25 protein-coding genes are annotated in these 26,961 nt (G+C 28.9%); 12 read left to right on the top strand and 13 right to left on the bottom strand.

Features of this window, described 5'->3' with window-relative positions; genetic code table 11:
• Positions 1–434 precede the first annotated feature (434 nt).
• The 5 genes from KI686_RS10835 (at position 435) to KI686_RS10815 (ending at position 5,908) form a co-directional block, all read left to right on the top strand.
• Positions 435–1,883, top strand: coding sequence for a type III PLP-dependent enzyme domain-containing protein (locus tag KI686_RS10835; RefSeq protein ID WP_237589309.1), 1,449 nt, complete (start codon positions 435–437; stop codon positions 1,881–1,883).
• Between the two features lie 16 nt (positions 1,884–1,899).
• Entirely contained in the window at positions 1,900–2,841 is a 942-nt protein-coding gene (gene speB, locus KI686_RS10830) for an agmatinase (protein ID WP_237589308.1), read from the top strand.
• A 9-nt stretch (positions 2,842–2,850) separates the two neighbouring features.
• Positions 2,851–4,374 carry a carbon-nitrogen hydrolase family protein gene (locus KI686_RS10825; protein ID WP_237589307.1) on the top strand — a complete coding sequence of 508 codons (1,524 nt, stop codon included), beginning with the start codon at positions 2,851–2,853 and terminating at the stop codon, positions 4,372–4,374.
• A 215-nt stretch (positions 4,375–4,589) separates the two neighbouring features.
• Positions 4,590–5,558, top strand: coding sequence for a deoxyhypusine synthase family protein (locus tag KI686_RS10820; protein WP_237589306.1), 969 nt, complete (start codon positions 4,590–4,592; stop codon positions 5,556–5,558).
• A 77-nt stretch (positions 5,559–5,635) separates the two neighbouring features.
• Positions 5,636–5,908: a hypothetical protein gene (locus tag KI686_RS10815; RefSeq protein WP_237589305.1), complete on the top strand. Its 273-nt coding sequence runs from the start codon at positions 5,636–5,638 to the stop codon at positions 5,906–5,908.
• 93 nt (positions 5,909–6,001) lie between these two features.
• Here KI686_RS10815 and KI686_RS10810 read toward each other — a convergent pair whose 3' ends face one another.
• Entirely contained in the window at positions 6,002–6,415 is a 414-nt protein-coding gene (locus KI686_RS10810) for a hypothetical protein (protein WP_237589304.1), read from the bottom strand.
• A 183-nt stretch (positions 6,416–6,598) separates the two neighbouring features.
• Positions 6,599–7,876, bottom strand: a complete 1,278-nt coding sequence (fahA, locus tag KI686_RS10805; protein ID WP_237589303.1) for a fumarylacetoacetase — start codon at positions 7,874–7,876, stop codon at positions 6,599–6,601.
• Positions 7,877–8,074: 198 nt separating this feature from the next.
• On the opposite strand from fahA, the gene glyA reads away from it, so the two are divergent.
• Positions 8,075–9,349, top strand: coding sequence for a serine hydroxymethyltransferase (gene glyA, locus KI686_RS10800; protein ID WP_237589302.1), 1,275 nt, complete (start codon positions 8,075–8,077; stop codon positions 9,347–9,349).
• A gap of 76 nt (positions 9,350–9,425) precedes the next feature.
• The gene (locus tag KI686_RS10795; RefSeq protein ID WP_237589301.1) at positions 9,426–10,664 is read left to right on the top strand and encodes a cation:proton antiporter; all 1,239 of its coding nucleotides are present in this window, start codon (positions 9,426–9,428) and stop codon (positions 10,662–10,664) included.
• 64 nt (positions 10,665–10,728) lie between these two features.
• On the opposite strand, the gene KI686_RS10790 is transcribed toward KI686_RS10795, so the two are convergent.
• From KI686_RS10790 to KI686_RS10780, 3 genes are all read right to left on the bottom strand, one after another.
• Positions 10,729–10,914 carry a CsbD family protein gene (locus tag KI686_RS10790; RefSeq protein ID WP_237589300.1) on the bottom strand — a complete coding sequence of 62 codons (186 nt, stop codon included), beginning with the start codon at positions 10,912–10,914 and terminating at the stop codon, positions 10,729–10,731.
• A gap of 76 nt (positions 10,915–10,990) precedes the next feature.
• Entirely contained in the window at positions 10,991–11,224 is a 234-nt protein-coding gene (locus tag KI686_RS10785) for a hypothetical protein (RefSeq protein WP_237589299.1), read from the bottom strand.
• A gap of 210 nt (positions 11,225–11,434) precedes the next feature.
• A complete protein-coding gene (locus KI686_RS10780; RefSeq protein ID WP_237589298.1) occupies positions 11,435–12,751 on the bottom strand; it encodes a DNA recombination protein RmuC in 1,317 nt (438 codons plus the stop codon).
• 44 nt (positions 12,752–12,795) lie between these two features.
• Here KI686_RS10780 and KI686_RS10775 point away from each other — a divergent pair, with 44 nt between their 5' ends.
• Together KI686_RS10775 and KI686_RS10770 are read left to right on the top strand one after the other, a co-directional pair.
• Complete coding sequence (locus KI686_RS10775; RefSeq protein ID WP_237589297.1) at positions 12,796–13,335, top strand: 1-acyl-sn-glycerol-3-phosphate acyltransferase; 540 nt, start codon at positions 12,796–12,798, stop codon at positions 13,333–13,335.
• Positions 13,336–13,432: 97 nt separating this feature from the next.
• Positions 13,433–13,930 (top strand): hypothetical protein, encoded by a 498-nt coding sequence (locus KI686_RS10770; RefSeq protein WP_237589296.1) that lies wholly within the window; start codon positions 13,433–13,435, stop codon positions 13,928–13,930.
• Between the two features lie 273 nt (positions 13,931–14,203).
• Here KI686_RS10770 and KI686_RS10765 read toward each other — a convergent pair whose 3' ends face one another.
• The 3 genes from KI686_RS10765 to KI686_RS10755 all read right to left on the bottom strand — a co-directional run bounded on the left by KI686_RS10765 (position 14,204) and on the right by KI686_RS10755 (position 18,535).
• On the bottom strand, positions 14,204–14,602 hold the full coding sequence (locus KI686_RS10765) for an HU family DNA-binding protein (RefSeq protein ID WP_237589295.1): 399 nt from the start codon (positions 14,600–14,602) through the stop codon (positions 14,204–14,206).
• A 782-nt stretch (positions 14,603–15,384) separates the two neighbouring features.
• Positions 15,385–17,154 carry a restriction endonuclease gene (locus tag KI686_RS10760; RefSeq protein WP_237589294.1) on the bottom strand — a complete coding sequence of 590 codons (1,770 nt, stop codon included), beginning with the start codon at positions 17,152–17,154 and terminating at the stop codon, positions 15,385–15,387.
• 307 nt (positions 17,155–17,461) lie between these two features.
• Positions 17,462–18,535: a tetratricopeptide repeat protein gene (locus KI686_RS10755; protein WP_237589293.1), complete on the bottom strand. Its 1,074-nt coding sequence runs from the start codon at positions 18,533–18,535 to the stop codon at positions 17,462–17,464.
• Between the two features lie 216 nt (positions 18,536–18,751).
• Here KI686_RS10755 and KI686_RS10750 point away from each other — a divergent pair, with 216 nt between their 5' ends.
• The gene (locus tag KI686_RS10750; protein ID WP_237589292.1) at positions 18,752–19,036 is read left to right on the top strand and encodes an IS110 family transposase; all 285 of its coding nucleotides are present in this window, start codon (positions 18,752–18,754) and stop codon (positions 19,034–19,036) included.
• Between the two features lie 1,019 nt (positions 19,037–20,055).
• On the opposite strand, the gene KI686_RS10745 is transcribed toward KI686_RS10750, so the two are convergent.
• The 4 genes from KI686_RS10745 to KI686_RS10730 all read right to left on the bottom strand — a co-directional run bounded on the left by KI686_RS10745 (position 20,056) and on the right by KI686_RS10730 (position 23,578).
• Positions 20,056–20,649 carry a hypothetical protein gene (locus tag KI686_RS10745; protein WP_237589291.1) on the bottom strand — a complete coding sequence of 198 codons (594 nt, stop codon included), beginning with the start codon at positions 20,647–20,649 and terminating at the stop codon, positions 20,056–20,058.
• Positions 20,650–20,729: 80 nt separating this feature from the next.
• Positions 20,730–21,971, bottom strand: a complete 1,242-nt coding sequence (gene pepT, locus KI686_RS10740) for a peptidase T (RefSeq protein ID WP_237589290.1) — start codon at positions 21,969–21,971, stop codon at positions 20,730–20,732.
• Between the two features lies 1 nt (position 21,972).
• Entirely contained in the window at positions 21,973–22,533 is a 561-nt protein-coding gene (locus KI686_RS10735; RefSeq protein ID WP_237589289.1) for a hypothetical protein, read from the bottom strand.
• Position 22,534: 1 nt separating this feature from the next.
• Positions 22,535–23,578 (bottom strand): WD40/YVTN/BNR-like repeat-containing protein, encoded by a 1,044-nt coding sequence (locus KI686_RS10730; RefSeq protein WP_237589288.1) that lies wholly within the window; start codon positions 23,576–23,578, stop codon positions 22,535–22,537.
• Between the two features lie 46 nt (positions 23,579–23,624).
• Between KI686_RS10730 and KI686_RS10725 the strand changes: the two genes are divergently transcribed.
• Positions 23,625–24,578 carry a patatin-like phospholipase family protein gene (locus KI686_RS10725; protein ID WP_237589287.1) on the top strand — a complete coding sequence of 318 codons (954 nt, stop codon included), beginning with the start codon at positions 23,625–23,627 and terminating at the stop codon, positions 24,576–24,578.
• 1 nt (position 24,579) lies between these two features.
• Positions 24,580–25,485 carry a DUF72 domain-containing protein gene (locus tag KI686_RS10720; RefSeq protein ID WP_237589286.1) on the top strand — a complete coding sequence of 302 codons (906 nt, stop codon included), beginning with the start codon at positions 24,580–24,582 and terminating at the stop codon, positions 25,483–25,485.
• 10 nt (positions 25,486–25,495) lie between these two features.
• Here KI686_RS10720 and KI686_RS10715 read toward each other — a convergent pair whose 3' ends face one another.
• The gene (locus KI686_RS10715) at positions 25,496–26,953 is read right to left on the bottom strand and encodes a GFO_1087 family putative carboxy terminal peptidase (RefSeq protein ID WP_237589285.1); all 1,458 of its coding nucleotides are present in this window, start codon (positions 26,951–26,953) and stop codon (positions 25,496–25,498) included.
• Between the last annotated feature and the right edge of the window lie 8 nt (positions 26,954–26,961).

The raw sequence follows: 26,961 nt of genomic DNA, 5'->3' as shown, positions 1-26,961 counted from the left end.
CTTTCTGCTTTTTACTAAATTTAGATAAAATATACTTAATATTAAAAGCGAAAGACCTTGAAACCCTTATAATTAAAGGGAAAAACAAAATCATAAAAAAAAATCATTTTTTTTATGATTTTGTTTTTTGTATCAAAAAATAATTTACATTTACCGCACTTATTGTTAAGTAAAATGTTTAGTTTTTCTTATTTCGGAAGTAACTCTTTATCGGAGAATGAAGGTTACATCGCATTTTGGAAATGCAACGAAAAAATTAAGGTATCTCCGTTTTCTTTTCTTCAAGAATTGCAGCTTTTCTCAAAGTTGCATGTAGTTTACTTGCAAATATTACAGTGATAATAACCTTCTTATAGGCTTATAATTTCTATGCTAAAATATTAATATGTTTTTAGTATAGACGGATTTATCATACAATTAATTTAAAAATACAAGTGAACACTAAATACATAGATTTAATCGAACAAACATTCGATTTTCCTCAAGAGGAATTTAAAACAGAAAACAATAAATTATTTTGGCACGGCATTAATTTAATGGAATTAGCTACTAAATACGGAGCTCCATTAAAATTTACTTACCTACCAAAAATATCAGAAAACATCAATAAAGCAAAAGGATGGTTTAAAAATAGTATGGATAAACATAACTATAAAGGTAACTATTTTTATAGCTATTGTACTAAAAGCTCGCACTTTAAACACATTTTAAATGAAGCTTTAAAAAACGATATTCATATAGAAACATCATCTGCTTTTGATATTGATATTGTAAACAACCTTAAAAAAGAAGGCAAAATAAAAGACAATACGTTTGTTATTTGTAACGGATTTAAACGCGATCAATACATAAAAAATATTGGAGGTTTAATAAATTCTGGTCATCAAAACGTAATTCCAATCATTGATAATTATGAAGAGTTAAATCTTTTATTAGACGAAACTGATAAAAAAATAAATGTTGGTATTAGAATTGCATCAGAAGAAGAACCAAAATTTGAGTTTTATACTTCGCGCTTAGGAATAGGTTATAAAAATATTGTTTCGTTTTACGAGCGTGAAATTGCCGGCAATAAACAAGTAGATTTAAAAATGTTGCACTTTTTTATCAATACAGGTATTAAAGACAACGCATATTATTGGAACGAGTTGATGAAATGTTTAAACGTTTATATCAACCTAAAAAAAGTATGCCCAAGTTTAGATAGTTTAAATATTGGTGGTGGTTTTCCTATAAAAAATTCTTTGGGTTTTGAGTATGATTACGAGTACATGATTGATGAAATTATCAACCAAATTAAACAAGCTTGTGATGAAGCTGGTGTAGATGTGCCTCATATTTTTACAGAATTTGGAAGCTTTACTGTTGGTGAGTCTGGAGCAGCTATTTATGAAGTTTTATATCAGAAAAAGCAAAATGACAGAGAACGTTGGAATATGATAAACTCTTCATTTATAACAACTTTGCCAGATTCTTGGGCAATTAATAAACGTTTTATAATGTTGCCAATTAATAAATGGAATAAGCAATATGAACGTGTTTTATTAGGTGGATTGACTTGTGATAGTGATGATTATTACAATTCTGAACAACATATAAACGGAATTTATTTACCTGTTTACGAAAAAGAAAATCCGTTATTTATCGGCTTTTTTAATACAGGTGCATATCAAGAATCTGTGGGTGGTTTTGGCGGTTTGCAACACTGTTTAATTCCGCATCCAAAACATTTAATTATTGATAGAGATGAAGACGGAAACTTAGTCACTAGAATATTTAAAGAACAACAAAAAAGTAGCGAGTTACTTTCTATTTTAGGCTACGGAGAAATAACAGAAAGTAAAATTGAATCAGAAAAATTAATAAAAGAAGAAGTTTTTTAACTTCAAAAAAAATAAAATGAATACAAGTAAAACATATGCAGGTATCCCTAACGAGTATGGAAACCTATCAACATCAAAAATAGTTATAATTCCTGTTCCTTATGATGGAACAAGCACTTGGCAAAAAGGAGCAGATAAAGGCCCAAAAGCTTTTTTAAATGCTTCTGAAAATATGGAGTTATATGATATAGAAACAGATTCTGAAGTTTACAAAGAAGGTGTTTTTTTAGCAGAAGCTATTACAGAAAACGCATCGCCAGAAGCCATGGTAGATGTGGTACATGATGTTACAAAAAAGTTTATTAATAGAAATAAATTTGTAACTGTTTTTGGTGGAGAACATTCAATTTCTATTGGTACAATTAGAGCTTTTAACGAGTGTTTTAATAACTTAACAGTTTTACATATAGATGCGCATGCAGATTTAAGAAAAGAGTACGAGGGTACAAAATGCAATCATGCTTGTGCCGTTTACGAAGCCAATTCTACTACTAATTTAGTACAAGTAGGTATTAGAAGTATGGATATTTCTGAAAAAAGAGAAATGAATTTGGATAAAGTTTTCTTTGCGCACGATATGGCTGTAAATGAAGATTGGATGGAAGATGTAATTGATCAATTAACTGATAATGTTTTTATTACGTTTGATTTAGATGCTTTAGATCCGTCTATTATGCCATCTACAGGTACGCCAGAACCAGGTGGATTGTTTTATTACGAAACATTAGAATTCTTAAAACAAGTTTTTGAGCAAAAAAATGTAGTTGGTTTTGATATGGTAGAATTATGCCCTAATGAAAATGATAAGTCATCAGATTTTTTAGCAGCAAAATTGTTCTATAAAATGTTAAGCTACAAGTTTGCATCTAATGATGATACTTATGATAATGGAGATGATGATGTTGAAGAAAATCCATTTAGTAAATTATCAAAATTTAAAAATGATGACGATTTTTAGTCTTTTAAAATGATTAAAAATATAGAGAATATAGAATTGCAGTTTTTAACTTTAAACGATTATAAAGAGTTAAAAGCTGCTATGATTCAGGCATATTCTAGTATGCCAGATGCTTATTGGAAAGAAAGTCATATTAAAACATTAATTAAAAAGTTTCCAGAAGGCCAGGTAGTTATTAAAATAAATGGAGAGTTAGCAGGTTGTGCATTGTCTATTAAATTAGATTATGATAGCTTTAACGATCAGCATACGTATAAAGATATTACGGGTAATTATACTTTTGATACGCATGATAATAATGGAGATGTTTTATACGGAATTGATGTTTTTATAAAATCGGAATACAGAGGTTTACGCTTAGGTAGAAGGTTGTATGATTACAGAAAAGAGTTGGTAGAAAAGCAAAATTTAAGAGGCATTGCTTTTGGTGGTAGAATACCTAATTACCATAAACATGCAACAACATTATCTCCAAAAGAATATATAGAAAAGGTAAAACGTAAAGAAATTCACGATCCGGTTTTAAATTTTCAAATATCTAATGATTTTCATCCTTCTAAAATTTTAAAAGGATATTTAGAAGGAGATGAAAATTCTGGCGAATTTGCAGTTTTGTTAGAATGGGATAATATTTACTACGAAAAAAAGTCTAAAAAAGCAGCTACAAAGAAAAAAGTAGTGCGTTTAGGTTTAATTCAGTGGCAAATGCGTTTGTATAAAGATTTAGAAGAATTGATGCAACAAGCAGAATATTTTGTAGATGCAGTTTCTGCTTACAGGGCAGATTTTGCTTTGTTTCCAGAGTTTTTTAATGCTCCTTTAATGGCAGATAATAATCATTTACCAGAATCGGAAGCTATTAGAGAATTGGCTAAATATACGCCTATAATTGTGCAAAAATTTTCTGAATTGGCAATTACATATAACATTAATATAATTACTGGTAGTATGCCAGAAATTAAAAATGGTTTATTGTACAATGTGGGTTATATCTGTAAAAGAGATGGTACAACAGATCGTTACGAAAAGTTACATGTTACACCAGATGAAGCAAAAGTTTGGGGAATGCAAGGTGGTAACGAGCTAAAAACCTTTGATACAGACTGTGGTAAAATAGGTGTGTTAATTTGTTATGATTCAGAGTTTCCAGAACTAAGTAGAATTTTGGCAGAAGAAGGTATGGATATTTTATTTATTCCGTTTTTAACAGATACACAAAATGGTTACTCTAGAGTACGTCATTGTGCACAAGCTAGAGCTATAGAAAACGAGTGTTACGTTGCTATTGCGGGTAGTGTTGGTAATTTACCAAAAGTTAATAATATGGATATTCAATATGCGCAATCTATGGTGTTTACGCCTTGCGATTTTTCGTTTCCTGCAAACGGAATTAAAGCAGAAGCAACCACCAATACAGAAATGATTTTAATTGCTGATGTAGATCTAGATTTATTAAAAGATTTAAATCAATTTGGTAGTGTGCGCAATTTAAAAGACAGAAGAAAAGACATCTTCGAAGTTAAAAAACTTTAAAAAAATAATTAAAAAAGAGATTACGAAAAGTTGGTGTTAATTATCAAAATAAAATGATAAACATCTCGATATAAAATTTCTGAAAAAGAAATTTTACTCGATGAGATAGTGGTAAAATAAAGATGAATAATACATGCTGTCAGTTCGAGTGATTCTGCTTTTTGGCCGAATTGTATCGAGAACATTTAAACTCAGTTTTCACAAAAAATAAAAAAATGAATAAACCGATTACAAATTTTATAGAAAAATACTTTTTACACTTTAATGCAGCTGCTTTAGTTGATGCAGCAAAAGGGTATGAAGCACAATTAAATAAAGGCTCTAAAATGCTAGTTTCTTTAGCAGGAGCAATGAGTACAGCAGAATTAGGAAAGATTTTTGCAGAAATGATTCGCCAAGACAAGGTGCAAATTGTTTCTTGTACAGGCGCAAACTTAGAAGAAGATATTATGAATTTGGTAGCACATTCTCATTACAAACGTGTACCAAATTATAGAGATTTAACACCACAAGAAGAGTGGGATTTGTTAGAAAAAGGGTTAAACCGTGTAACAGATACTTGTATACCAGAAGAAGAAGCTTTTAGAAGAATACAAGAACATATTGTAAAAATATGGAAAGATGCAGAGGCAAAAGGAGAGCGTTATTTACCACATGAATACATGTATAAATTATTACTTTCTGGTGTGTTAGAAGAATATTATGAGATTGATTTAAAAGATTCTTGGATGTATGCAGCAGCAGAAAAAAACTTACCAATTATTTGTCCTGGGTGGGAAGATTCTACAATGGGTAATATTTTTGCTTCTTATGTTTTAAAAGGAGAATTAAAGGCTTCTACAATGAAATCTGGTATCGAATACATGACTTTTTTAGCAGATTGGTATACAGATAATTCTGAAAACGGAATTGGTTTCTTTCAAATAGGAGGAGGGATTGCAGGAGATTTTCCTATCTGTGTTGTGCCTATGTTGTATCAAGATATGGAAAGAACTGACACACCATTTTGGAGTTATTTTTGTCAGATTTCGGACTCTACAACTAGTTATGGTTCATATTCTGGAGCTGTACCAAATGAAAAAATTACTTGGGGTAAATTAGATATTAATACTCCAAAATTTATCATAGAAAGTGATGCTACCATTGTTGCTCCATTAATTTTTGCTTATTTATTAGAAATGTAATCAGATAGAAGTTTTATTTAATTTTATTTTTTTTAAATTTAAAAATTACTTGTAAAACTTAATGTAAATTTATTATAATGAAAAGGGTAATAGTAGAATACGCAAAATTAACAAAAGATATTTTAGATTTATTGGTAGAAAAATATCCTGACGGATATGATTATGAAGATATTATTTCTTTTAAAAATGCAAAAGGAGAAACGATAAAAGCTGTAGAAGTAAAAACAGATGATACAGACTATTTAGTAAAAATATCTGATCGTTTAGAACAAACAATGGAAGATTATGCAGAAGATGAAGATTCTTTTGATGAAAACGAAGATTTAGATATTGAAGGATTAGAAGATTAACAAAAAAAGCTTGGAGAAATCCAAGCTTTTTTATTAATCATTTTTTAGTATTAATTCTTATCAAAATTAAATTTATTTATCAAGTAAAGGTTTTTAAGGTGCTGATTGAGTAACAATTATACTGTCAAAATAATTTCCTGCTTGTAAACCGATAAACAATATTTTTTCAGAATTAGTTTCATTTTCAGTCATTTTAATATGAATTTCAGTAGCGTTTTTTCTTTCTATACTAAATTCGGTTTCTTCTATTATAAAATCTTTAGAACTCGTATCAATTTCATCAAAAGTAACTAAATTTCCATTCCAAGTAATTTCGTCAATCCACCACCATTCTCCTTCTGTATTAATAATAATAGAATCGGTATTGCTAGAAAGTGTAACATCTTTAGCAGATAATTTAATATTATCACTCCAAATTCCATCTGGTACATCTTTATTATTACAAGAAAAATTGATGAATACTATAAACAGACTTACAAGTATTTTAAACTTAAATAACAGCTTCATAACTATTGTTTTTTTAATAGATGTAAAAATTTGTAATAGGTTGCGTAATATTATTTTTAAAAGCAATAATTTTTAAAAAGAACTTATGGTATAAAAAAAACTACCAGATAAATTTTATTAAATAATCTGGTAGTTTTATTAAATAATAACTTTATTTAAAATAAAGTAAGTCTTTGGTAATCATTATTTTGCAGGTAGTATTTTACCAACGCATTCACCAAAACCAATACGAACTTTATCATTTTTACAATGAGCACGCATAATTACGGTATCATTATCATTTATAAATTTACGTTCTGTACCGTCTTTTAATTTTATAGGATTTTTTCCGTTCCATGTTAATTCTAGCATAGAACCACAACTATCATCTGTTGGCCCAGAAATTGTACCAGAACCCATTAAATCACCAGACTCAACAGGACATCCATTTACAGTATGATGCGCTAGTTGTTGTGCCATCGTCCAGTAGATATATTTAAAGTTAGATTTAGCAACTACTGTTTCTTCTCCTTTTTCTGGTTTTATTGCTACTTGTAAATTAATATCATAACTTCCCTTTTTATGTTGTTTTAAATAAGGTAAGGTTTTTTCAGTTTTATTAGGGTTTTCTACTCTAAACGGCTCTAAAGCATCTAAAGTTACTATCCAAGGAGATATCGTAGAAGCAAAGTTTTTACCTATAAATGGCCCTAAAGGTATTTTCTCCCAAGATTGAATATCTTTTGCAGACCAATCGTTTAATTGTACCAATCCAAAGATATTTTCTTCCGTTTCTTCAATAGGTATTCTATCACCTAAAACATTCGCATCCGTAGTAATAAAAGCCATTTCTAGTTCAAAATCTAATAGTTCTGTTGGCCCAAAATTAGGGGTTACACTTCCTTCGTTAGGTTTTGTTTGTCCATAAGGTCTTCTAATTTTTGTTCCAGAAGGTACAATAGAAGAACTTCTACCATGGTAACCAACTGGCATTTGTAACCAATTAGGAGACAAAGTTTCATTAGGTCCATTAAACAAAGAAACCAAGTTTGTAGCATGTTTTCTACTTGTAGAAAAATCTGTAAAATCACCAACAGCAACTGGTAATAACATTTCTACTTCATCCATTCTAAAGATAATTTTATCTTTATGATTTGGGTTATCTCTTAAGCTACCGTTGGTAACATCAAAAATTTCTGCAATTCTATTTCTTACTAAACGCCAAGTTTTACGGCCGTCTGCAATAAAATCATTTAAATTGTCTTGTAAAAAAATATCTTCTGTTAAAGGAATGCCTTTAAAATAACCAAGTTGATGAAAAGCGCCTAAGTCTATTGCAAAGTTACCAATTCTACTACCTATTGTAATAATATCATCTCTAGTTATAAATACACCAAAAGGAATATTTTGAATTGGAAAATCTGAATCTTCTGCTACTTTTAACCAAGATTTTCTATTAGGGTTATTTGCTGTTATAATCATACTACACTATTTATTATTTTTCAAACCTACACATTTTTTTTTCATTTATAAAATAAAAAAAGAACGAAAAAAATAATTTTAAGGTTAATTTATTCTGATAATTATAATATTTGTAAAAATTAATAAAATATTATTAAAACATGTACTTAAGAAACATGTTTTTATTATTTTTGAAAATTATTTAAAAACAACACAATAATGCAATTAGATAATCAAATTTTTGATCTTATTCAGGAAGAAAAAGAAAGACAGTTAAATGGTTTAGAGTTAATCGCTTCAGAAAATTTTGTGAGTGATGAAGTAATGAAGGCTCAAGGTTCTATTTTAACCAATAAATATGCAGAAGGATATCCGGGTAAGAGATATTATGGAGGTTGCGAAGTAGTTGATGTAATAGAGCAAATTGCAATCGACAGAGCTAAAGAATTATTTGGTGCAGAATATGTAAATGTTCAACCTCACTCAGGTTCTCAAGCAAATACAGCTGTTTATGCAGCTTGTTTAAAACCTGGTGATACGGTTTTAGGGTTTGATTTATCTCATGGTGGGCATTTAACTCATGGTTCTCCTGTTAATTTTTCTGGGAAATTGTATAATCCTGTTTTTTATGGAGTAGATAAAGAAACGGGTAGAATAGATTACGATCATTTAGAATCTCAAGCAAACGAACACAAACCAAAATTAATTATAGCAGGTGCATCTGCATATTCTAGAGATATTGATTTTGAAAAATTTAGAGAGATTGCAGATTCTGTAGGAGCTATTTTAATGGCAGATATTTCTCATCCTGCAGGTTTAATTGCGAAAGGTATTTTAAATGACCCAATACCTCATTGCCATATTGTAACTACTACAACTCACAAAACTTTACGTGGGCCAAGAGGTGGTATGATTATGATTGGTAAAGATTTTGACAATCCTTTTGGAGAAACTTTAAAAAATGGAAAACCAAAAAAGATGTCTACATTAATTAACTCGGCTGTTTTTCCAGGAAACCAAGGTGGGCCTTTAGAGCATGTTATTGCAGCAAAAGCGGTTGCTTTTGGTGAGGCTTTAACAGATGAGTTTTTAGAATACCAAATTCAGGTTAAAGAAAATGCAGCTGCAATGGCAAAAGAGTTTGTAGCAAAAGGATATAATATTATTTCTGGTGGTACAGATAACCACTGTATGTTAATAGATTTACGTAATAAAAATATTTCTGGTAAAGATGCAGAAATTGCTTTAGGTAAAGCAGATATTACTGTAAATAAAAACATGGTTCCGTTTGATGATAAATCTCCATTTGTAACTTCAGGAATCCGTGTAGGTACTGCTGCAATTACAACTCGTGGTTTATTAGAAGAAGACATGGTTACAGTTGTTAGTCTTATAGACGAGGCTATTACAAATGCAGCTAATGAGGTTGCTTTAGAAGCGATAGCAGAAAAAGTTTCTGATATGATGAGCTCTAGAAGATTATTTGTAATGTAAAAAAATAGATTATAAAATTAAAAAAACCATCAAGTTATTCTTGATGGTTTTTTTTATATATTTAATAAAATTTTAGATGGATACTTATTTTATAGCTACTGCGTTAATTTTTCTTTCAGCCATTTTTGGATACATTAATGTCCGTTTTTTAAAGTTGCCAAACACCATTGGATTAATGATTATAACCATCATTTTTACTTTGGCAGTTTTAATGCTAAGTTATGTTGATGATACTTTATTAGATGTAGAAAAATTTATAATTAAAAGTATCGATTTTAAAACATTTCTGCTGGATGAAATGTTAAGCTTTTTATTATTTGCAGGAGCTTTACATACTAATTTTAAGCAATTAAAAATTCAAAGAAGCCCCATTTTACTCTTTTCTACATTAGGTGTTTTAACATCCACTTTTTTAGTAGGTGGTTTGGTATTTTTAATACTTAAACTTTTAAATTTTAATATCGATTTTATTTACTGTTTATTGTTTGGTGCATTAATATCGCCAACAGATCCTATTGCGGTATTAGGTATTTTAAAAAAAGCGGGTGTTCCTAAAAAATTAGAAACTAAAATTGTTGGAGAATCTTTATTTAATGATGGAGTAGGAGTTGTTGTTTTTTTAACCATTTTTAGAATGGCAAATTCAGGCATAGAAAACACAAGCATATTAGATGTATTTAAGTTATTTGGGCAAGAAGTGCTTGGTGGTGTTACTTTAGGGCTACTTTTAGGATGGATTACATACAAAGTTTTAAAATCAATTAATGATTACCATATAGAAGTTATTATTACGCTTGCAGCAGTTATGAGCGGAACAGTTATTGCTCAAAAATTACATTTATCAGCGCCTTTAGCAATGGTTACTGCGGGTCTTATTGTTGGTAATGATAGGGTAAGAGCTTCATCTATGTCTGAAATTACAGAAAAATATGTAGATAAATTTTGGGAACTTTTAGACATTCTTTTAAATGCAATTTTATTTGTTTTAATTGGTATGGAAATGTTGGTCTTGGTTTTTAAAGTTAAGTATATAGTTGCAGGTCTTATAACAATACCAATAGTCTTATGTTGTAGATATATTTCTTTGTTTTTACCGATTAAAATATTTGAAAGGAAATTAGACTTTGTACCAAAAACAAATTTAATTATGACTTGGGGTGGCTTAAGAGGTGGTATTTCTATAGCATTGGCTTTAGGTTTATCAGACACCATGCATAGAGATTTATTTTTAACAATAACTTATGTAGTAGTAGTGTTTTCTATTATTGTGCAAGGTTTAACAGTGGGTAGATTAGTTGATAAATTAAAAAATTAAAGCATAAAAAAAGTATCAAAAAAAAGTGTTTTTTTTGATACTTTTAAAATGGAAATAAATAATATTACCAATTTTTGATTTCTTCAGTAATTTCATCTTTAGTCTTTCCGTATTTTTCTTGGATTTTTCCAATTAATTGATCTTTTTTACCTTCAACTTCAGCAGATTTATCATTCATGATTTCTCCGTAGGTTTCTTTAAATTCACCTTTAATCTGTTTCCATTGTCCTTCGTTTGTGTCCTTGTTCATAATTTTAAAAATTTAAGTTAATATTCTAGTTTAATTATCAATACTTATGTCTAATTAGCTGATAAGTATGTTTTTTTTATGTGTTTTGTATTTTATCTGCAACTTCATTATCTGGCTCTTCTGTAGCGCTATGAACCTGATTTTCTAACTTGTCTTTGTGTTCTCCTTCTAATCTTTCTTTACTACTATTTTTATCTTTGTATCCTTTTAAAACAGTTCCTTTTAAAGGATGTAAACCTCTTTCGTGTTCATCATTAGAATTTCCTTTAGTAGTATTTTCTGCACTTACTCTTTTATTTTTTTCTGACATATCTTATTTTTTTAGATATCAACAATTTTATTTTTGATAAAAACGATATTACCTTAACAATTCATAAGTATTTAAGTAATCATTAGGAAGCAAGTGATTTTTTGCCTGTTTTTACAATCGGTTGATATTGTGTTACAAGACAAAATTAGGATATAAAAAAGAGGTGTGTTAACTGCATCAAAGCAGATGTTAACTCAAAAGATAATTAGCCTATTGTTTGGCTTTTTCAATAATGTTATTAGGAAGTGATTTTTTAGCCTTAGCGCCCATTTTCTTTAATTTTTCTACACTTACAATTAAGTTTCCTCTACCTTCAAAAAGTTTGTTCATGGCGTTAGAGTACTCTTTTTTACTTTCGTCTATACGTTTACCAATCCCTATTAAATCTTTTAAGAAACCATCAAACTTATCATATAAAGCACCGGCTTGTCTGGCAATTTCTATAGCATTTCTTTGTTGTTTTTCATTATTCCACATAGAGTCTATAGTACGCAATGTTGCTAGTAGCGTAGTAGGTGTAACAATAACAATATTTTTTTCGAAAGCTTTATTGTATAAATGATTGTCTGCATTTATAGCAATTGCAAAAGCGGGTTCTATAGGAATAAAAAGAAGTACAAAGTCGGGTGATTCTATTTTATAAATGTCTTCGTATTTTTTTTCTGATAATTGATCTACATGTCTTTTTAAAGAGTTGATGTGTGCTTTTAAAAACTCGTTTTTTAAAGTTTCATCTTCTTCGTTTACAAATTGTTCATAAGCAGTTAAAGAAACCTTAGAGTCTACAATCATTTTTTTATGATCAGGTAAATGAATCACAACATCGGGCAATACTCTTTTGCCTTCATCATTGGTAAAGCTTTGTTGTACAAAATACTCTCTATCTTTTTCTAAACCAGATTTTTCTAAAACTCTTTCTAATACCAATTCGCCCCAATTTCCTTGTGTTTTATTATCGCCTTTTAAGGCTTTTGTAAGGTTTAAAGTTTCTTTGCTCATTTGCATATTTAGCTCTTTTAAACCTAAAATTTGCTGACGTAAAGCGGCATGATAATCAATACTTTCTTTATGGGTTTTATCTACTTTATCTTCAAAAACTTTTATTTTTTCTTGTAGTGGGTTTAAAATTATTTTTAGATTTTCTTGATTCTGTTGCGTGAATTTATTTGATTTTTCATCTAAAATTTTGTTAGCTAAATTCTCGAATTCTTTGGTGAATTTTTCTTGTAGTTTGGCTACCTCATTTTTGTTTTCTTCTAGTTTTTCTTGAGTATTATTTAGTTGGGTTTCTAGTTTACTTCTATCAGAAATTAGATTTTCTTTTTCTTTTTGAATGTATCTTAATTCGCTTTGTAAATCATCAATAGTAATTTCTGTATTTTTAATAGCCTCTTTTTGCTGATTTACTTCAAATTCTAAAGCCGTTTTTTCTTTTTCTATCTTTAATTTGGTTAAAATTTTCCCTATAAAGAATCCTATAAAACTAAAAATCAGTGCTGTTAAGAAGTAAATAATCAAATCGTTCATCATATCAAATTAAGTACTTAAATTTATCACTTTTAAAACAGACAATGAAAGGAATTGCAAGATTTATATTATTTACAATTATGGGATGGAAGTTAGAAAACGATTTCCCTAAAACACCTTTAAAATATATTGTTATTGCAGCTCCTCATACAAGTTGGGTAGATTTTCCGATAGCCATATTATCTAGGCTAGCTTCTGGTACTATGATTCATTTTGTAGGTAAAGCATCTTTATTTAAAGGACCTTTTGGCTTTTTCTTTAAAGCATTAGGTGGTACGCCAATAGATAGATCTAAAAGTAACAATACAGTAGATGCTGTTATTAAGGTTTTTAATGCTAAAAAAGAGTTTAGATTAGGTATTTCTCCAGAAGGTACGCGTAAAAAAGTAGAAAAGTGGAAAACGGGTTTTTATTACATTGCAAAAGGCGCTAACGTACCCATTGTAATGGCAACTTTAGATTTTGAAAATAAGAAAGTAAAAATATCTGAACCTTATTATCCAACAGAAAACATGGAATTGGATTTTAAGATTTTTCATGCTTTTTTTGAAAATGTAAAAGGGAAAAATTCTAATTTATCATAATAAAAAAAGGCGGTATTCAATTTTCTTATTATTAGCATTGTAATAATTACAATCTATATTGATTAAAAGTAGTTAGCCTTCATTAAAACAAAAGCATATGTTTACATTTTTAGAGTTAAAAAATAAAATTTTAGAGAAACTCAGTTTTAAAGACGCTGAAGAATTAATGACACCAGAAACCGATATTGATATGTTGTTCTTATTAAAATTTGCGTGTCGGGAAGGATTAGATATTAGAAATGTAGATAAAGAGAAATTCTTAGCAGCAAATTCAAATGATTTAATAATAAAACCCTTAAATGCGTTTGCTCCTGCAGGAAATCAATTTTTAGACATTTCACTGAACCACATTCTAAAAGAGGGAAATAATTATACATACAGAGACTTTTTTGATGTTTTTGGGCCAAATTATTTAATGCACTCTGAGATTTTAAAGGGAGATTTAGAATGGGAGATAGGTGATGTTTTAAATGTTGATTTTATAGATGATCATAAAAAAAAGAGAACAATAGGAGACCTTTTACACCATCTGAACAATAATCAAAAGAAAAAAGAAAAAAATCATAGAAATCCTTGGTGGAGATTTTGGAAATAACTATTTCTAAGCTATGTTTTTATCTAAATTAAAAATTATAGAGGTACTATTGAATTTAAACCTTTATAAGCGGCAAACGCTGTGATTTTATTTCATATAGGTTAGGATTAAAAAAAACGAAGGCTAATAACGGATATAAAAAATAGCAGTTTAAATGCTTAAACAAAAGGGATCGCATACAATAAGAGTCAGGTAAAAACCGAATCATTAGTTCATAAAAATCCGTTACTTATATACAACACCGTTAGCGTAGTAAATAGCAATGTTAGAAATCTATAAATACCTACTCCCTTCTTTATATACTTTAACCCCTGCTTTTAACATTTGCTTTAATTTACGAGAAGGCTGAAAATTGATGGTAAATTTTTTAATATTTTTTTTAGGAGACAATTCCTCTGGTGTTGGGGCAGCCATACTTTGCAAGCCCATTTTAAATTTACCTACATCGCCCATGTCTATAGCATAACCATCTTTTAAATAAAAATTCATTTTTATACCTAATGCAATAAGAACTGCTTGTACATCTACTTGATGCAAACTACATTCGTTACTAATATCGGCACTCAATTTTTCTAGGTCTATAGTACCCTTGCTAATGGCCTGTATAATATATTGAGGCGTGTTGTTTTGTATACTGTTATTTCTTTTGGTAATTCTGTATTGTAAAGCCATTTTTTGTATATTTGGTTAGGAAGTGTAAAACAAGGCAAAAACCATTATTTTTAAGTCTTTGTCAAATATACTACAAGTTTTACACAAATATACTAGTACTTTTATCTAATAATACTAGTATTTTTACATCAAAATACTACAATATTTATAAAAAAGTCTTTATTGTTTGTATAAAAGTATACTAACTTTGTACTAAAAGTATAGTATGTTTGTGCCAAAAGATACAGTACTTTTATAAGTTGCATACGGACGCATGTGCTACTGCGTCAGGTTGCATGTGCTACTGCATCAGGTTGCGTGATTTACTGCGTACGGAGGCTGTTAGGATAAAGTACTTTTGGTATTAGAAGTTTGTTTATTAGAAGTAAAATAAAAATTAATCAAAGTTAAAGTATGTCGAGTAGTGGTCTTCGAGCGGAGTCGAGAAGCAATAGTAATAAGTTCTTGACTCCGCTCGAATGCCATATAAATGTAATTTTAAAGGTATAAAAGGGGGAATTTTTAAGTGATAATTATAGCGCAAAGATTACAAATCAAAACCATGGAATACCTACATTTATAGAAAAACGTACTAAAAGTAGAACAGGAGTACATACGCCTTATTTTAGTCTGAAAAATACCTTTTACAAGGTTATAAACATGCTTTTTAGGCCTTTAAAGGACCCCAATTTTAAGTATATAAAAATAGAAACCGCCTCTAAAGGCGGTCTTTATTTATAGTTATACTATTTATTATGGGCTTGTGCAAGGATTACCAGTGTTGGTTGTAGTTTTTTGTTTTCTCAATTTATTGAATCATTCAATATTTTTTTAGCTTCTTTTATATTAATCCTTGCTTTTGTTCCGTGCTTTTCTAATAAGTGTAGTAAGTTACCACCATTAAGTAAAGTTAAAGGTTTCCCTTTAGCAAATTCATATGAATCTGGACCATAGTCTGAAGTTGTAACCAATATACCTTTATTGGCTCCTTCATTCATTACTGTTCCATATAAATCACGAACTGCAGCTACTCCAACAGTATTAGTGTATCTTTTGGCTTGAATAACAATTTTTCCACCTCTTATTGGGTCAGGGTCAAATACAATTGCATCTACACCTCCATCTCTACTAGCTTGTGTAACTTTTACTTGACCTCTAATGTCATAAAATTCTTTTTCAAATAATTCTCGGATTAAATGTTCAAAATCTTCCCAATTCATTAGAGCAAGATTTGTAGTATCATCAAAATCAATATTTTTTGAATCAACAAATCTTTTATCATCTTTTTGAATGTGTAGTATTGGTGGAATAGCTGTTATACTATATAACTTTGCACTTCCTATACCTTTGAAAAATTTAAAACAGGCTTTAGGTTCAATATTTTTTAACTCAATTTCCATGAAATCACTACGCTTAACTTGAATAGAAATAATGCAAGTATTTTCATTTAAACCAGTCGCTTTATTTATTGACTTTATCCAACCATTAAAGTTTACAGCATCAATTAAGCAATTTAAATCATTTATAAATATTTCGTAAATAGAACGAAGAACAATACTATAGGTAGTTTCATCAAAAATTTCAAAAAGTTCTCTTTTGGGTAATTCTATATTCTTGAATTCTTTTTTTGTTTTCAAATATTTTACCTCTTTAATTCTGGGAATGTGATCTAAATTTGGAAGAACATATTCAACTAATAAAAGATTAGTACTAGAAATAAAATCAATTTCTAAATCTTTATCAAATTTAAAATTATATTCAGATATTTCTAATACCTTTTTACATAACGAAATGATAGTGTCTGAATTTCCCTGGAGATAGCTTTGTTTTAAATGATCAATTTCTTTTTTCCTAACCTTCTGATTTTTTAGATATATTTTTCTATTACTTATCCATTCTTGATATTCTTTATCTTGAATATCTATTAATTGTTTCCATTTTTCAATATAATTTAATTCTAAATCTAAAGCCCTTTCGCGAATATTAAGAATATTTTTCAGACTAAAATTTCCATGTAATTCATAAAACCACCATCGCTCAAATTCATATAAAATACTCTCTTTACCTTCTAATGTTTGAGATTTTAACCATATTATTTTGTATGATTCATATAAATTACTATGGTGTGACCATATTTTTTCTTTTAGTTTTAAAGGTAATTTTAATGCACTAAAGTTAGTATTAGATAATAATTTAGAATTTATCAGATCTAAGATGATATTTCTATAGTTTTCAATTTTATTTATCTTATTATGGCTAATTTTCCAGTGTTTCTCGTAATCTAAATAATCAACGACATAATTTTTAAAATGATTTGAAAAAAATACGTTATTATATTCAACTTCATTCAATAGTCTGTTTGAGAAATAATATTCTCTTTCATAATACTCATTTTCATGAAAAAGTTGTTTTAAAACATATTTTTTATAATCTTCTGGAGTGTTAAAAATCAAAAAATTATTTTTCGGATTTTCAACATCAAAATTTGGTAATAATAATCTTTTCCAAATTAATTCCTTCGATTGATTTATTCCATCAATAATTATGTTCTTTACAATTTCTTTAGCATTCATTAGTTATTTACTTCTGATGTATTTTTTTATTTTCAAAATCATTATTTTTGTTTCAAATGATTTTTTCTTGATGTTAATTTCTTTTACCTAATTTTGGATTTCTGCCTTTATAACTTTTATTTTTTTTGTATTTAATTCAAAACTATTTTAACCCTTGGATACCACTTCTAACCAACGTTTATATATGATTTTTTGCGTGGTTTAAGTAACTAATTTAATAAATAATTACTGACAAAGAAAATTAGCGAGGATTTTCGTAAGTAAGCAAAAAGCCAGCAATAAATTATATATGGTGTTGGTAAAAGTTTTATTCAATAACTTTACAATTTTCCATAAATAATTTCTCTCCTTTTTTTTGACCTAATTCTTTCAAAATATTCCAATCTACACAAGCTTTATCATATTCTTTTAATTTATAATAGCAAAATGCTCTATTATATATAGATTCAACTAATGTATGATTAGATTCAAAAGATTTAGTAAAATATTCAATTGCCTTTTTAAACTCGTTATTTTGTATACTTTTAATTCCTAAACTCAAAAATTTGTTTCCATTTGTAATTTGATTATAAGTAAGTCCATACAAACCAAGTGCTTGTTCAAATGAATTAGTTAAAAGTCCAACTTTGATACCAAACGATTTCTTTCCTTTTCTGTCCATAATTATCACAAAATTAATTATGATATTTTCAAAATTTTCGAAGCCTTTAATGTCCCAAAGTGAGTAAGAATTATTTAAGGCATTAACTAAAATATTTTCTTGCATTGATATCTTTTCAGTGTCTCTATATGTTATTTTAGTTTCAACTTTTTTATTTTTTGTATCTAGTATTATTTTTCCTTTTAATTTTAAATTAATATGTCTTTTCATCAACATATTATTCAAATACAATTTAATATTATCTTTAAATTTTGGTGTGAAAAAAAAGTTTGCAATTAAATTTTTAGATTTTTTATTTAATTCTTTTTGTCTGTGTATAATATTTTCCTTTTTTATTAAATAGTGTCTTTTCAGTTTATCACTTTCTAAACCTTTCATTTCTTCACTAATAACCAAATTGTCTTTTGTGATTTTTTCAATTTTATAGGAAAAGTGTTTTGAGGTTATTAACTTATTATTTTTTAATTTATAATCAAAAGTTGCATTTTTATAGTGTTGTGCAGGATAATAATCTATATAGAATTTCTTTTTTTGAAAGATCATTTCAAAAGGTTTTATATAGCCTTTATAAATAGGGATTAATTTGCTTCCATCTTTCATTTCAGTTTTAATTTTCACCCAATTTCCTAAAAATTCCTCTTTTTTAATTTTTTTTTGAGAAAATGAATTAGTTGAAATAAGTAAAAAAACTGTTAATAAATAGATAAAATACAATTTCATTTCTTAATTTTTACCAACGTGTTTCTTTAGTATGTAATAAATATCTTTATTAAGTAACAGAGGACTATAACGTGTTTTAGAGTTGCAGTTCCTTTACAAGTACGAGTCCTCCTGTTGCTATAAAGTTGCAAAGAACCATTTGGAATACCAGGTGTATAAAACCCCGATAAAGGAAGTAGTTTTTGCAACATATTTAATCATTCTAATTGTAAAAATATGAAAAATTATAAAGAAGTAGTAGGAATTGATGTATCAAAAAAAACAATTGATGCTTATTGTTATCATGCCCAAGTACACAAAGAGTTTAATAACGATTTAACAGGTTACAAAAGCCTTATAAAATGGGGTTTAAAAGCAACAAAAGCAAGTGCTGTTTTTTATTGTTTAGAGAATACTGGTTATTATTCCTTAAAATTGGCACTTTATTCACACAGTAAAAAAGTTGTTTATGTAGAGACGAATCCGTTAAAAATTAAACGTTCATCTGGTATTGTAAAATAAAAACCGATAAGTTAGATGCTCAGGTAATATTACGCGGTTTAAAAGTTGGCGATCATTCTCTAGTTATTGTGGAACCACACCTTTTTGAACATCGATCTGTAATCAATATTAATAGACGCAAACAAATGTCATTCCGATTTAAGAACAAGGGAAACAGCCAAATTATCTCTGTATTGCAATTATAAGATTTCTCCATTGCAATTGAAATGACAAAAAAGATTTCTCCACTAGTTTGAGTTTACAAGCCGAATATCATTTCGAGCGTAGTGAAAGCGAAGTTGAGAAATCTCAACTATATCTTATCATTTAAAACCAACACTTAATTCTTTTAATCCTTTTGTTCTTTTCCATTGATGAAAAGAACCAAAAATCTAGACTTCTTTTATTTTCTTTAAATTCTACTATCGCTTTCACGATCCGCGTCCAGACCGTTTCACTACGTTACACTCTTTGGACGCTCCTCAGTTTCAGCAATATTGAATTTTTACAGAAAATGAAAGTATGTCGTTTTGGGATTGTTAAATCAAATAGGAAAAACCAACATCCAACAATGAATAATAAGATCTCTATAAATTTGAGTTGACAAGCTTAATTTCATTTCGATCGTAGTGAAAGCGAAGTTGAGAAATCTCAACTATATCTTATCATTTAAAACCAACACTTAATTCTTTTAATTCCTTTGTTCTTTTCCATTGATGAAAAGAACCAAAAATCTAGACTTCTTTTATTTTCTTTAAATTCTACTATCTCTTTCACGATCCGCGTCCAGACCGTTTCACTACGTTACACTCTTTGGACGCTCCTCAGTTTCAGCAATATTGAATTTTTACAGAAAATAAAAGTATGTCGTTTTGGGATAGTTAAATGAAATAGGGAAAACCAATATCCAGCGGTTTTGTGTATGCTTAGTTGCGTGGTTAAGAAACTAATTTACTAAATAAATCACGAACGGAGAAAATCCGAAGGATTTTCCCAAGTGAGCTAAAAGAAGCAATTAATTATACACGTTTTGCCCAAAGTTATTTTTTCATTCGGCTTTGCCTATTTCGGTCAGTCTCAAACATTGTTATTTCAATTACTCTTGTTGGATAAATGTCATAATCAAAATTTCGAGAAATTAAATCGTGCAATTTTCTATAATCTTTATTTTCCGCTATATTTTTTATTCCGTTCAAAAAATCTAGATAGAGTTGTGGTTTATCAATTCCGTAACTACTTTTCTTTTCTGTTAAATATCTATAAATTCGACTGTCCCAAATTGCATAATCTCTCGGATTGATGAAATGTAAAAGTTTAGAAACTCCAACCAAAGAGTTATTTATTGACTTTTTTAAAATTTCTAGTTCTTTAACTGTCAAAATGTGTCCACTTTTCACAGCATTTAGTAAAAACAAAACTTTGTCTTTTTGTTCCAAATCCAGATGAATTATTGTTGGCATCCAACCATAAACGAAATGACTTGCAATTACTAAATTATGTTCATTTATTTCTCCAGTGTTTATTTTGTCAAAATATTTAATGAATTCGGTATAAGTTTGGATGTAAGAATCGTTTTCAGTTCGTATAAATTTTTCCGCATCTTTAAATATCGTTTCAAAATTCAGGTTTTTCAATTTAGTTTGGTTTTTGGTTAATTGTGTGCAACAACGAATAATAAGATCTCTCTATAAATTTACGTTGACAGGTTAAAAAACTATTTAAACTTTTCTGATACTTTTTGAGCAATACCAACAATCACTTCGGTTGCCTTTATCATAGATTCTACGGGTACATATTCAAAACGACCGTGAAAATTATGTCCGCCAGCAAAAATATTAGGACAAGGTAACCCTTTAAATGAAAGCTGAGATCCATCGGTTCCTCCACGAATTGCTTTTATTAAAGGTGTAATTTCTAAATCCTTCATTACTTCTTCTGCAATATCTACAATATGCATCACAGGTGTAATTTTTTCTTTCATATTAAAGTATTGATCTTTAATATCTACTTTAATTACATCTTGCGTATATTTTTCATTAATATCTTTGGCAATTCTAGACATTAACTGTTTTCTTTTGCCAAACAATTCTAAATCATGATCTCTAATAATATACTCTAAAACAGTTTTTTCTACATTACCATGCATATCATGTAAATGAAAAAAGCCTTGATAACCTTCTGTGTTTTCAGGAGTTTCTCTTATAGGAAGTGCGGCAATATATTCATTAGCAATTAGCATAGAATTTACCATTTTTCCTTTGGCATAACCAGGGTGTACAATTTTACCTGTAATGGTAACTTTAGCACCAGCAGCATTAAAATTCTCGTATTCTAATTCGCCAATTTGACTTCCATCCATGGTATAAGCCCATTCTGCACCAAATTTATCAACATCAAATAAATGTGCACCTTTACCAACTTCTTCATCGGGTGTAAAACAGATTCTAATTTTACCGTGTTTAATTTCTGGATGTTGAATTAAATACTCCATGGCAGTTACAATTTCTGTAACACCAGCTTTATCATCTGCACCTAAAAGTGTAGTACCGTCTGTAGTTATAATTGTTTGCCCTTTGTATTGTAATAAATCATCAAAATAATCGGGTGATAAAACAATGTTTTCTGCTTCATTTAATATAATGTCGTTTCCCTGATAGTTTTCTACAATTCTAGGTTTGATATTTTTACCTGTAAAATCTGGACTGGTATCTATATGAGCTACAAAACCAATAGTAGGTACATCGTAATCTAGATTGCTTGGTAAAGTAGCCATAATGTAGCAATTTTCATCTAAATCCACCTCTTTCATTCCTATTTGCTTCAATTCATCTACTAAAATTTTAGCTAAATCCCATTGCTTTTCTGTACTCGGAAAAGCAGGGTTGTTGGGATCAGATTCAGTATCAACAGTAATGTATTTTATAAATCGGTCTGTAATATATTTTTTATCTATCATTTTAATTGTAGTTTTTTATCTTTTCAATCATAGAAAAAGCGTTACAAAACCTTTCGCTTACTAAAGAGTCGCCATAAATTTCTGCCTTTGCAAGAATAAAATTCTGTTCGTTTATTTTTATATAAACATGGCTTACTTGGTAATTGTAATTTCCTTTTTTCCCTTTAGAAATTGTATAATAAGAAGGTTTTTCTATAAAAGTTGTTTCTTCAGATTTTATTTTGATAAGATTTTTAGAGAGATTTTCTTGTTCTTGCTTTAGTTTAAAATTGGTATCAAAATTAATGCTTTTATTAATAAATGTGATATCTAAAAGTAATGTTTCTGTTAATTGTTGTGTAGTATCTGCCGTATAAATTGAAGATTGAAAATGATCATAATACAAGTTTGTTTTCCAATTTTTTGGAATTTCTACAGAAAATAGGTTTTTAAAATCTTTTACTTCTTCTAGGTTGCTAATTTTTGTTGTATTACAATTAAATTTTTTACTGATTTTAGATGGTTTATCACAAGAAATAAATAGGAATAAAGTAACTACAAATGCAATAATATTTTTTTTCATGTTAGTTTAAAACGAGTTTACCTATTTTGTTGTGGCCAGATAACCAAGCGGTATTTTTATCTACAAATTGTATGGCAAAATACCCTTCTTTGGAAACGTCTACCCAAGTTAAACCACCATCATTAGAAAAAGAAACCCCTGTTTTACCTACCGCAAAAATTTCTTGTCCGTTGGTGTCTGGTACGTATTGTACGCAGCTTTTGTAATTAGGGTTTTGGTCTTGTGCAACAATTGTCCAAGTTTTACCGCCATCTTTTGTAATGGCTTTGTTAGATGTGTTTTCTAATGCTTTAGAGTAGTCGCCACCAAAAATAATTCCGTTATTTTCATCAAAAAAATCAACAGAATACAAACCTTGTGGTCCGTTACCGTGTATTATTGGTGTGTTGTAGGTTTGCCAAGTTTTACCAAAATCTTCCGATTTTAAAACACGTGCTTTGCTACCACCAGAAACAATCCAAACGGTGCTGCCTAATGTTTTTATATTTGTATTACTTGCTGCAAAAAAGGCTTCTCCTTCTTCAAAATCAGGAAGTTTTGCACAGTCTATTTTTGTCCAAGAATTTCCTCCGTCTTCAGTTAAAATTATAGAAGCACAAGTTTCTGTAGGGTCACCAACAGCAATACCGTGTTTACCGTCATCAAAAAAATGTAAAGCATCATAAAATACTTTTTCATTATTTTCTGTGTAAACCAATGTTGTTTTGTTGTCTGAAATTTTATAAAGTAAAGCAGGGTTTGCTATTGAAAGCGCAAAAAAAGCATCGCCATTTTTGGCTAAACTTCTAAAATGAGGAACAATAGAATCGTTATATTTAATTGTTTTGGTGGTCCATGTTTTACCAGAATCTTCTGTAAAACTAAAATCGCCAATAGAACCTGCGTAATAAACGGTATTTTTATCTACTACTTGTAGGGTTCTAATACTTGTGCTATCTATTTTAAACTCTTCAATTTCTACAGCCTCAATGTTTCTAGGGATGTACTTCTTGGCGCAAGAGATAATTAAAAGGAAAGTAAAAATTAATATAGATATTCTTTTCATTTTTGATATTTTTATAGCACTAAAATAAACAAATCATTTTTAGATAATGAAAAAAGCATTGGTAATTTCTGGTGGTGGAAGTAAAGGAGCATTTGCAGGTGGAGTTGCACAATATTTAATGAAGAAAGAAAATAAAGATTACGATTTGTTTTTAGGTACTTCTACCGGTAGTTTAATGGTTTCTCATTTGGCATTAGGAAAAATAGATGCTTTAAAAGAATTATACACCAACGTAAACCAAAAAACTATTTTTAGTAATAACCCTTTTAAAATAAAAAAAGTAGCCGGAGAAAAAGTTGTTAGCATCCGACATTTAAATACTTTATGGAACTTTTTAAATGGTAGAAAAACTTTTGGAGAAAGTAAAAATTTAAGAAGTCTTATAAAAAAGAAAGTTACCAAAGAAATGTATCATGAAATTAGAGCCAATAACAAAGATGTTGTAGTTACGGTTTCTAATTTAACAGCAAATCAAATAGAATATAAATCTATTAATGATTGTAGTTATGATGATTTTTGTGATTGGATTTGGGGTTCTTGTAATTATGTGCCTTTTATGAGTTTGTTAGAAAAAAATAATTGTCAATATGCCGATGGCGGATTTGGTTCTTTAGTGCCAATTAGAGAAGCCATATTAAGAGGTGCTACAGAAATTGATGCAATTATTTTAGAAACAGAAGTTACTCAATTTAATAGACTGCCTTCTAAAAACCCGTTTTCTTTATTGTTTGATGTGTTCGATTTTATGTTAACACATGTAGAGAGACATAATATTACCATTGGTAAATTAGCCGCTAATCATAAAAACGTAAAACTAAACTTGTATTATACACCAACAGTTTTAACTACAAATGCTTTGGTTTTTGATGAAGTTTTAATGAGAAAATGGTGGAAATCTGGTTATAAATACGCTAAGTCTAAAAGAGAAGCGTTAATGAGCGAATTTAGACCCGATGTTTTAACGGATAAAGAGATAGAAAAAGGAGGAGAAAAGTTATAAAATGAAATTCGGAAAAGTAAATAATCCAGAAAATATAGATTTTACATTACCTAACACTCATAACGATACGTTTCAACTTTTAAATACTTATGAGAAAGAAAGTAAACCCATTATTTATGTTGGTTGTGCAAAATGGAATAGAGCAGATTTAAAAGGTTTTTACCCTAGAGGTACAAAAGACGAATTGATGTATTATGCGAGTCAGTTTAATTCTATTGAATTAAATGCTACTTTTTATAAACAATATTCTGTAGAACAGTTAGCTAAATGGTACAATAAAACTCCGGATGGTTTTAAGTTTTTTCCTAAAATAAACCAAGAAATCAGTCATTTTAGACGTTTAAATAATGTAACAGATGTTGTAAATTTTTCTTTGGATAATCTAATTACTTTAAAAGAAAAGTTGGGGACTATTTTTTTACAATTGCATAGTAATTTTGGACCATCTAATTTTAATAGAGTACAAGATTTTGCAGAAAATTGGCCAAAAGAAATACCTTTATCTATAGAGGTTAGGCATAAAGATTGGTTTGCAGATAAAGTTGTTGCACAAGAATTTTATCAACTTTTAGAAGAAAATAAAATAGCAAACACATTAGTTGATACCGCTGGTAGAAGAGATATGTTACACATGCGATTAACAAATAATGAAGCTTTTATAAGATACGTAGGGGCAAATCATTTAACAGACTACAGCAGATTAGATGATTGGGTTAAAAGATTAAGAGTTTGGGTAGATACAGGATTAAAAAACATTCACTTTTTTATTCATCAAAATTTAGAAGTTGAATCTCCTTTATTAGCAGAATATTTTATTAAAAAATTAAATATTGAATTTAATTTAGATTTAAAAATACCTAACCAAAAAGGAGATACAGATTCTAATGGACAGTTAAGTTTGTTGTAGTTTTTTAGTTTTAATTAAAATCTACGTACATGTTATTGTAGTTAGGTTTTAACATTTTAGAATTAAAAAGTTCTTTTAACTCTTGGTTGTTTTTAGAAGAACTTACTCCTTTTGCACCTGTTGTAATGTAGGTAATTGTTCTGTTTAAAAGAGGCTCAGATTTTTCTCCTAAAATACCTAAATTACTATCTTCTTCTGCTAAATATATTCCCGGAAAAGTAGTTGCAGGTATAATTCCATCAGGATAATTAATATCATCTTTATTTGTAATTTCTAAAACAATTGGTTGTATTGCGTAAGTATGGTTTGTACTTAGGTTTGTACCTGTTCTTGTTAAATTATCAGAATCATACAAGGTAATAGAACCTACTTGTTTACCCACTGTAGTTGTACCTATAACTCTTACATCTATATAAGAAGATAATGAGTTAATAACTAACTCTGAAGCTGATGCAGAACTACCAGAAACAATAAAATAAATAGTAGAAAGATTTAAACTATTTATAGTTTCTTCTAACACAACATCTCCATAAGAGTCTGTATTTGATATTTGATCTGTAAAATAATTGGTTAAATCTTCGTCTTCAAAAACAGCCATGGCTTTTTCATTCCAAACTTGTTTAGAAAAAACTTCGTTGTTAAATTGACCAGTAATCATGCTTCCTAAATAAGTAGCTGTATTTACAGAACCACCACCATTGTATCTTAAATCTACAATTAAATCGGTAATACCTTCTGCTTTAAAATTAGAAAAAGCAGTGTTTAATTCGCTATCAAAAGAGCTAGAGAATTGGTTGTACATAATGTAGCCAATTTTTGTAGTTCCTTCATCAAAAACATTTGTAACTAAAATAGGGTTTTCGGTAAGATCTGTTTTTGTTAAAGTAACACTAGCACCACTTGCAATTGGGCTACCAGCATTATAGTTAGCCAAACCAATTGTGTAGGTTGTGCTAGATAATAAAGTAGTGTAATTTGTATCGGTTATTTGTGTACCATCAATTTGGTTAAAAATCATTCCACGAGTTACTCCATTTGCTTCGGCATCAGAACCAGGTATAACATATCTTACATAACCATATACATTGGTAGAACCATCACTATAATATCTTAAGCCAAACTCCATTCCGTTATTCAAAGAAATTCCTTGAAAAGAATTTTCTAGTTCCACATAATCATCTACAATCCAAGAAAAACGATCTGTTGGTGTATAAATTAAATCGCTAAACAAAGCTTCTGGTGTGGTATACCCTTCTAAATACGAATTTAGTTCTGTTTGAGAACTAAAGCGAGTATCTGATAAGTCTGGTACAGAACTTTGCCAAAGGTAATAAGCGTTTAAACCTTTCCAAACAAAATCTTGCACTTCTATGTCTACAGGAATATCTTCACTTTTGGTAGAACAATTAAAAAATAATACAGATACAAATAATACTATTACTGTTTTAACAGAAAATTTTAAAGACATATTTTTTA

Origin of the sequence: Polaribacter sargassicola (genome assembly GCF_021991835.1) — a bacterium.
GTDB lineage: Bacteria > Bacteroidota > Bacteroidia > Flavobacteriales > Flavobacteriaceae > Polaribacter > Polaribacter sargassicola.
This window is presented reverse-complemented; position numbering and strand designations above follow the sequence as displayed.

What these genes read in the sequence shown, in the direction of transcription:
- KI686_RS10760 (WP_237589294.1), bottom strand. Translation starts at nt 17,154, where the DNA reads ATGAATGCTAAAGAAATTGTAAAGAACATAATTATTGATGGAATAAAT.
- pepT (WP_237589290.1), bottom strand. Translation starts at nt 21,971, where the DNA reads ATGATAGATAAAAAATATATTACAGACCGATTTATAAAATACATTACT.
- KI686_RS10820 (WP_237589306.1), top strand. Translation starts at nt 4,590, where the DNA reads ATGAATAAACCGATTACAAATTTTATAGAAAAATACTTTTTACACTTT.
- speB (WP_237589308.1), top strand. Translation starts at nt 1,900, where the DNA reads ATGAATACAAGTAAAACATATGCAGGTATCCCTAACGAGTATGGAAAC.
- KI686_RS10795 (WP_237589301.1), top strand. Translation starts at nt 9,426, where the DNA reads ATGGATACTTATTTTATAGCTACTGCGTTAATTTTTCTTTCAGCCATT.
- KI686_RS10825 (WP_237589307.1), top strand. Translation starts at nt 2,851, where the DNA reads ATGATTAAAAATATAGAGAATATAGAATTGCAGTTTTTAACTTTAAAC.
- KI686_RS10780 (WP_237589298.1), bottom strand. Translation starts at nt 12,751, where the DNA reads ATGAACGATTTGATTATTTACTTCTTAACAGCACTGATTTTTAGTTTT.
- KI686_RS10735 (WP_237589289.1), bottom strand. Translation starts at nt 22,533, where the DNA reads ATGAAAAAAAATATTATTGCATTTGTAGTTACTTTATTCCTATTTATT.
- KI686_RS10750 (WP_237589292.1), top strand. Translation starts at nt 18,752, where the DNA reads ATGAAAAATTATAAAGAAGTAGTAGGAATTGATGTATCAAAAAAAACA.
- KI686_RS10725 (WP_237589287.1), top strand. Translation starts at nt 23,625, where the DNA reads ATGAAAAAAGCATTGGTAATTTCTGGTGGTGGAAGTAAAGGAGCATTT.
- KI686_RS10815 (WP_237589305.1), top strand. Translation starts at nt 5,636, where the DNA reads ATGAAAAGGGTAATAGTAGAATACGCAAAATTAACAAAAGATATTTTA.
- KI686_RS10785 (WP_237589299.1), bottom strand. Translation starts at nt 11,224, where the DNA reads ATGTCAGAAAAAAATAAAAGAGTAAGTGCAGAAAATACTACTAAAGGA.
- glyA (WP_237589302.1), top strand. Translation starts at nt 8,075, where the DNA reads ATGCAATTAGATAATCAAATTTTTGATCTTATTCAGGAAGAAAAAGAA.
- KI686_RS10720 (WP_237589286.1), top strand. Translation starts at nt 24,580, where the DNA reads ATGAAATTCGGAAAAGTAAATAATCCAGAAAATATAGATTTTACATTA.
- KI686_RS10770 (WP_237589296.1), top strand. Translation starts at nt 13,433, where the DNA reads ATGTTTACATTTTTAGAGTTAAAAAATAAAATTTTAGAGAAACTCAGT.
- KI686_RS10730 (WP_237589288.1), bottom strand. Translation starts at nt 23,578, where the DNA reads ATGAAAAGAATATCTATATTAATTTTTACTTTCCTTTTAATTATCTCT.
- KI686_RS10810 (WP_237589304.1), bottom strand. Translation starts at nt 6,415, where the DNA reads ATGAAGCTGTTATTTAAGTTTAAAATACTTGTAAGTCTGTTTATAGTA.
- KI686_RS10765 (WP_237589295.1), bottom strand. Translation starts at nt 14,602, where the DNA reads ATGGCTTTACAATACAGAATTACCAAAAGAAATAACAGTATACAAAAC.
- KI686_RS10775 (WP_237589297.1), top strand. Translation starts at nt 12,796, where the DNA reads ATGAAAGGAATTGCAAGATTTATATTATTTACAATTATGGGATGGAAG.
- KI686_RS10715 (WP_237589285.1), bottom strand. Translation starts at nt 26,953, where the DNA reads ATGTCTTTAAAATTTTCTGTTAAAACAGTAATAGTATTATTTGTATCT.
- KI686_RS10755 (WP_237589293.1), bottom strand. Translation starts at nt 18,535, where the DNA reads ATGAAATTGTATTTTATCTATTTATTAACAGTTTTTTTACTTATTTCA.
- KI686_RS10790 (WP_237589300.1), bottom strand. Translation starts at nt 10,914, where the DNA reads ATGAACAAGGACACAAACGAAGGACAATGGAAACAGATTAAAGGTGAA.
- fahA (WP_237589303.1), bottom strand. Translation starts at nt 7,876, where the DNA reads ATGATTATAACAGCAAATAACCCTAATAGAAAATCTTGGTTAAAAGTA.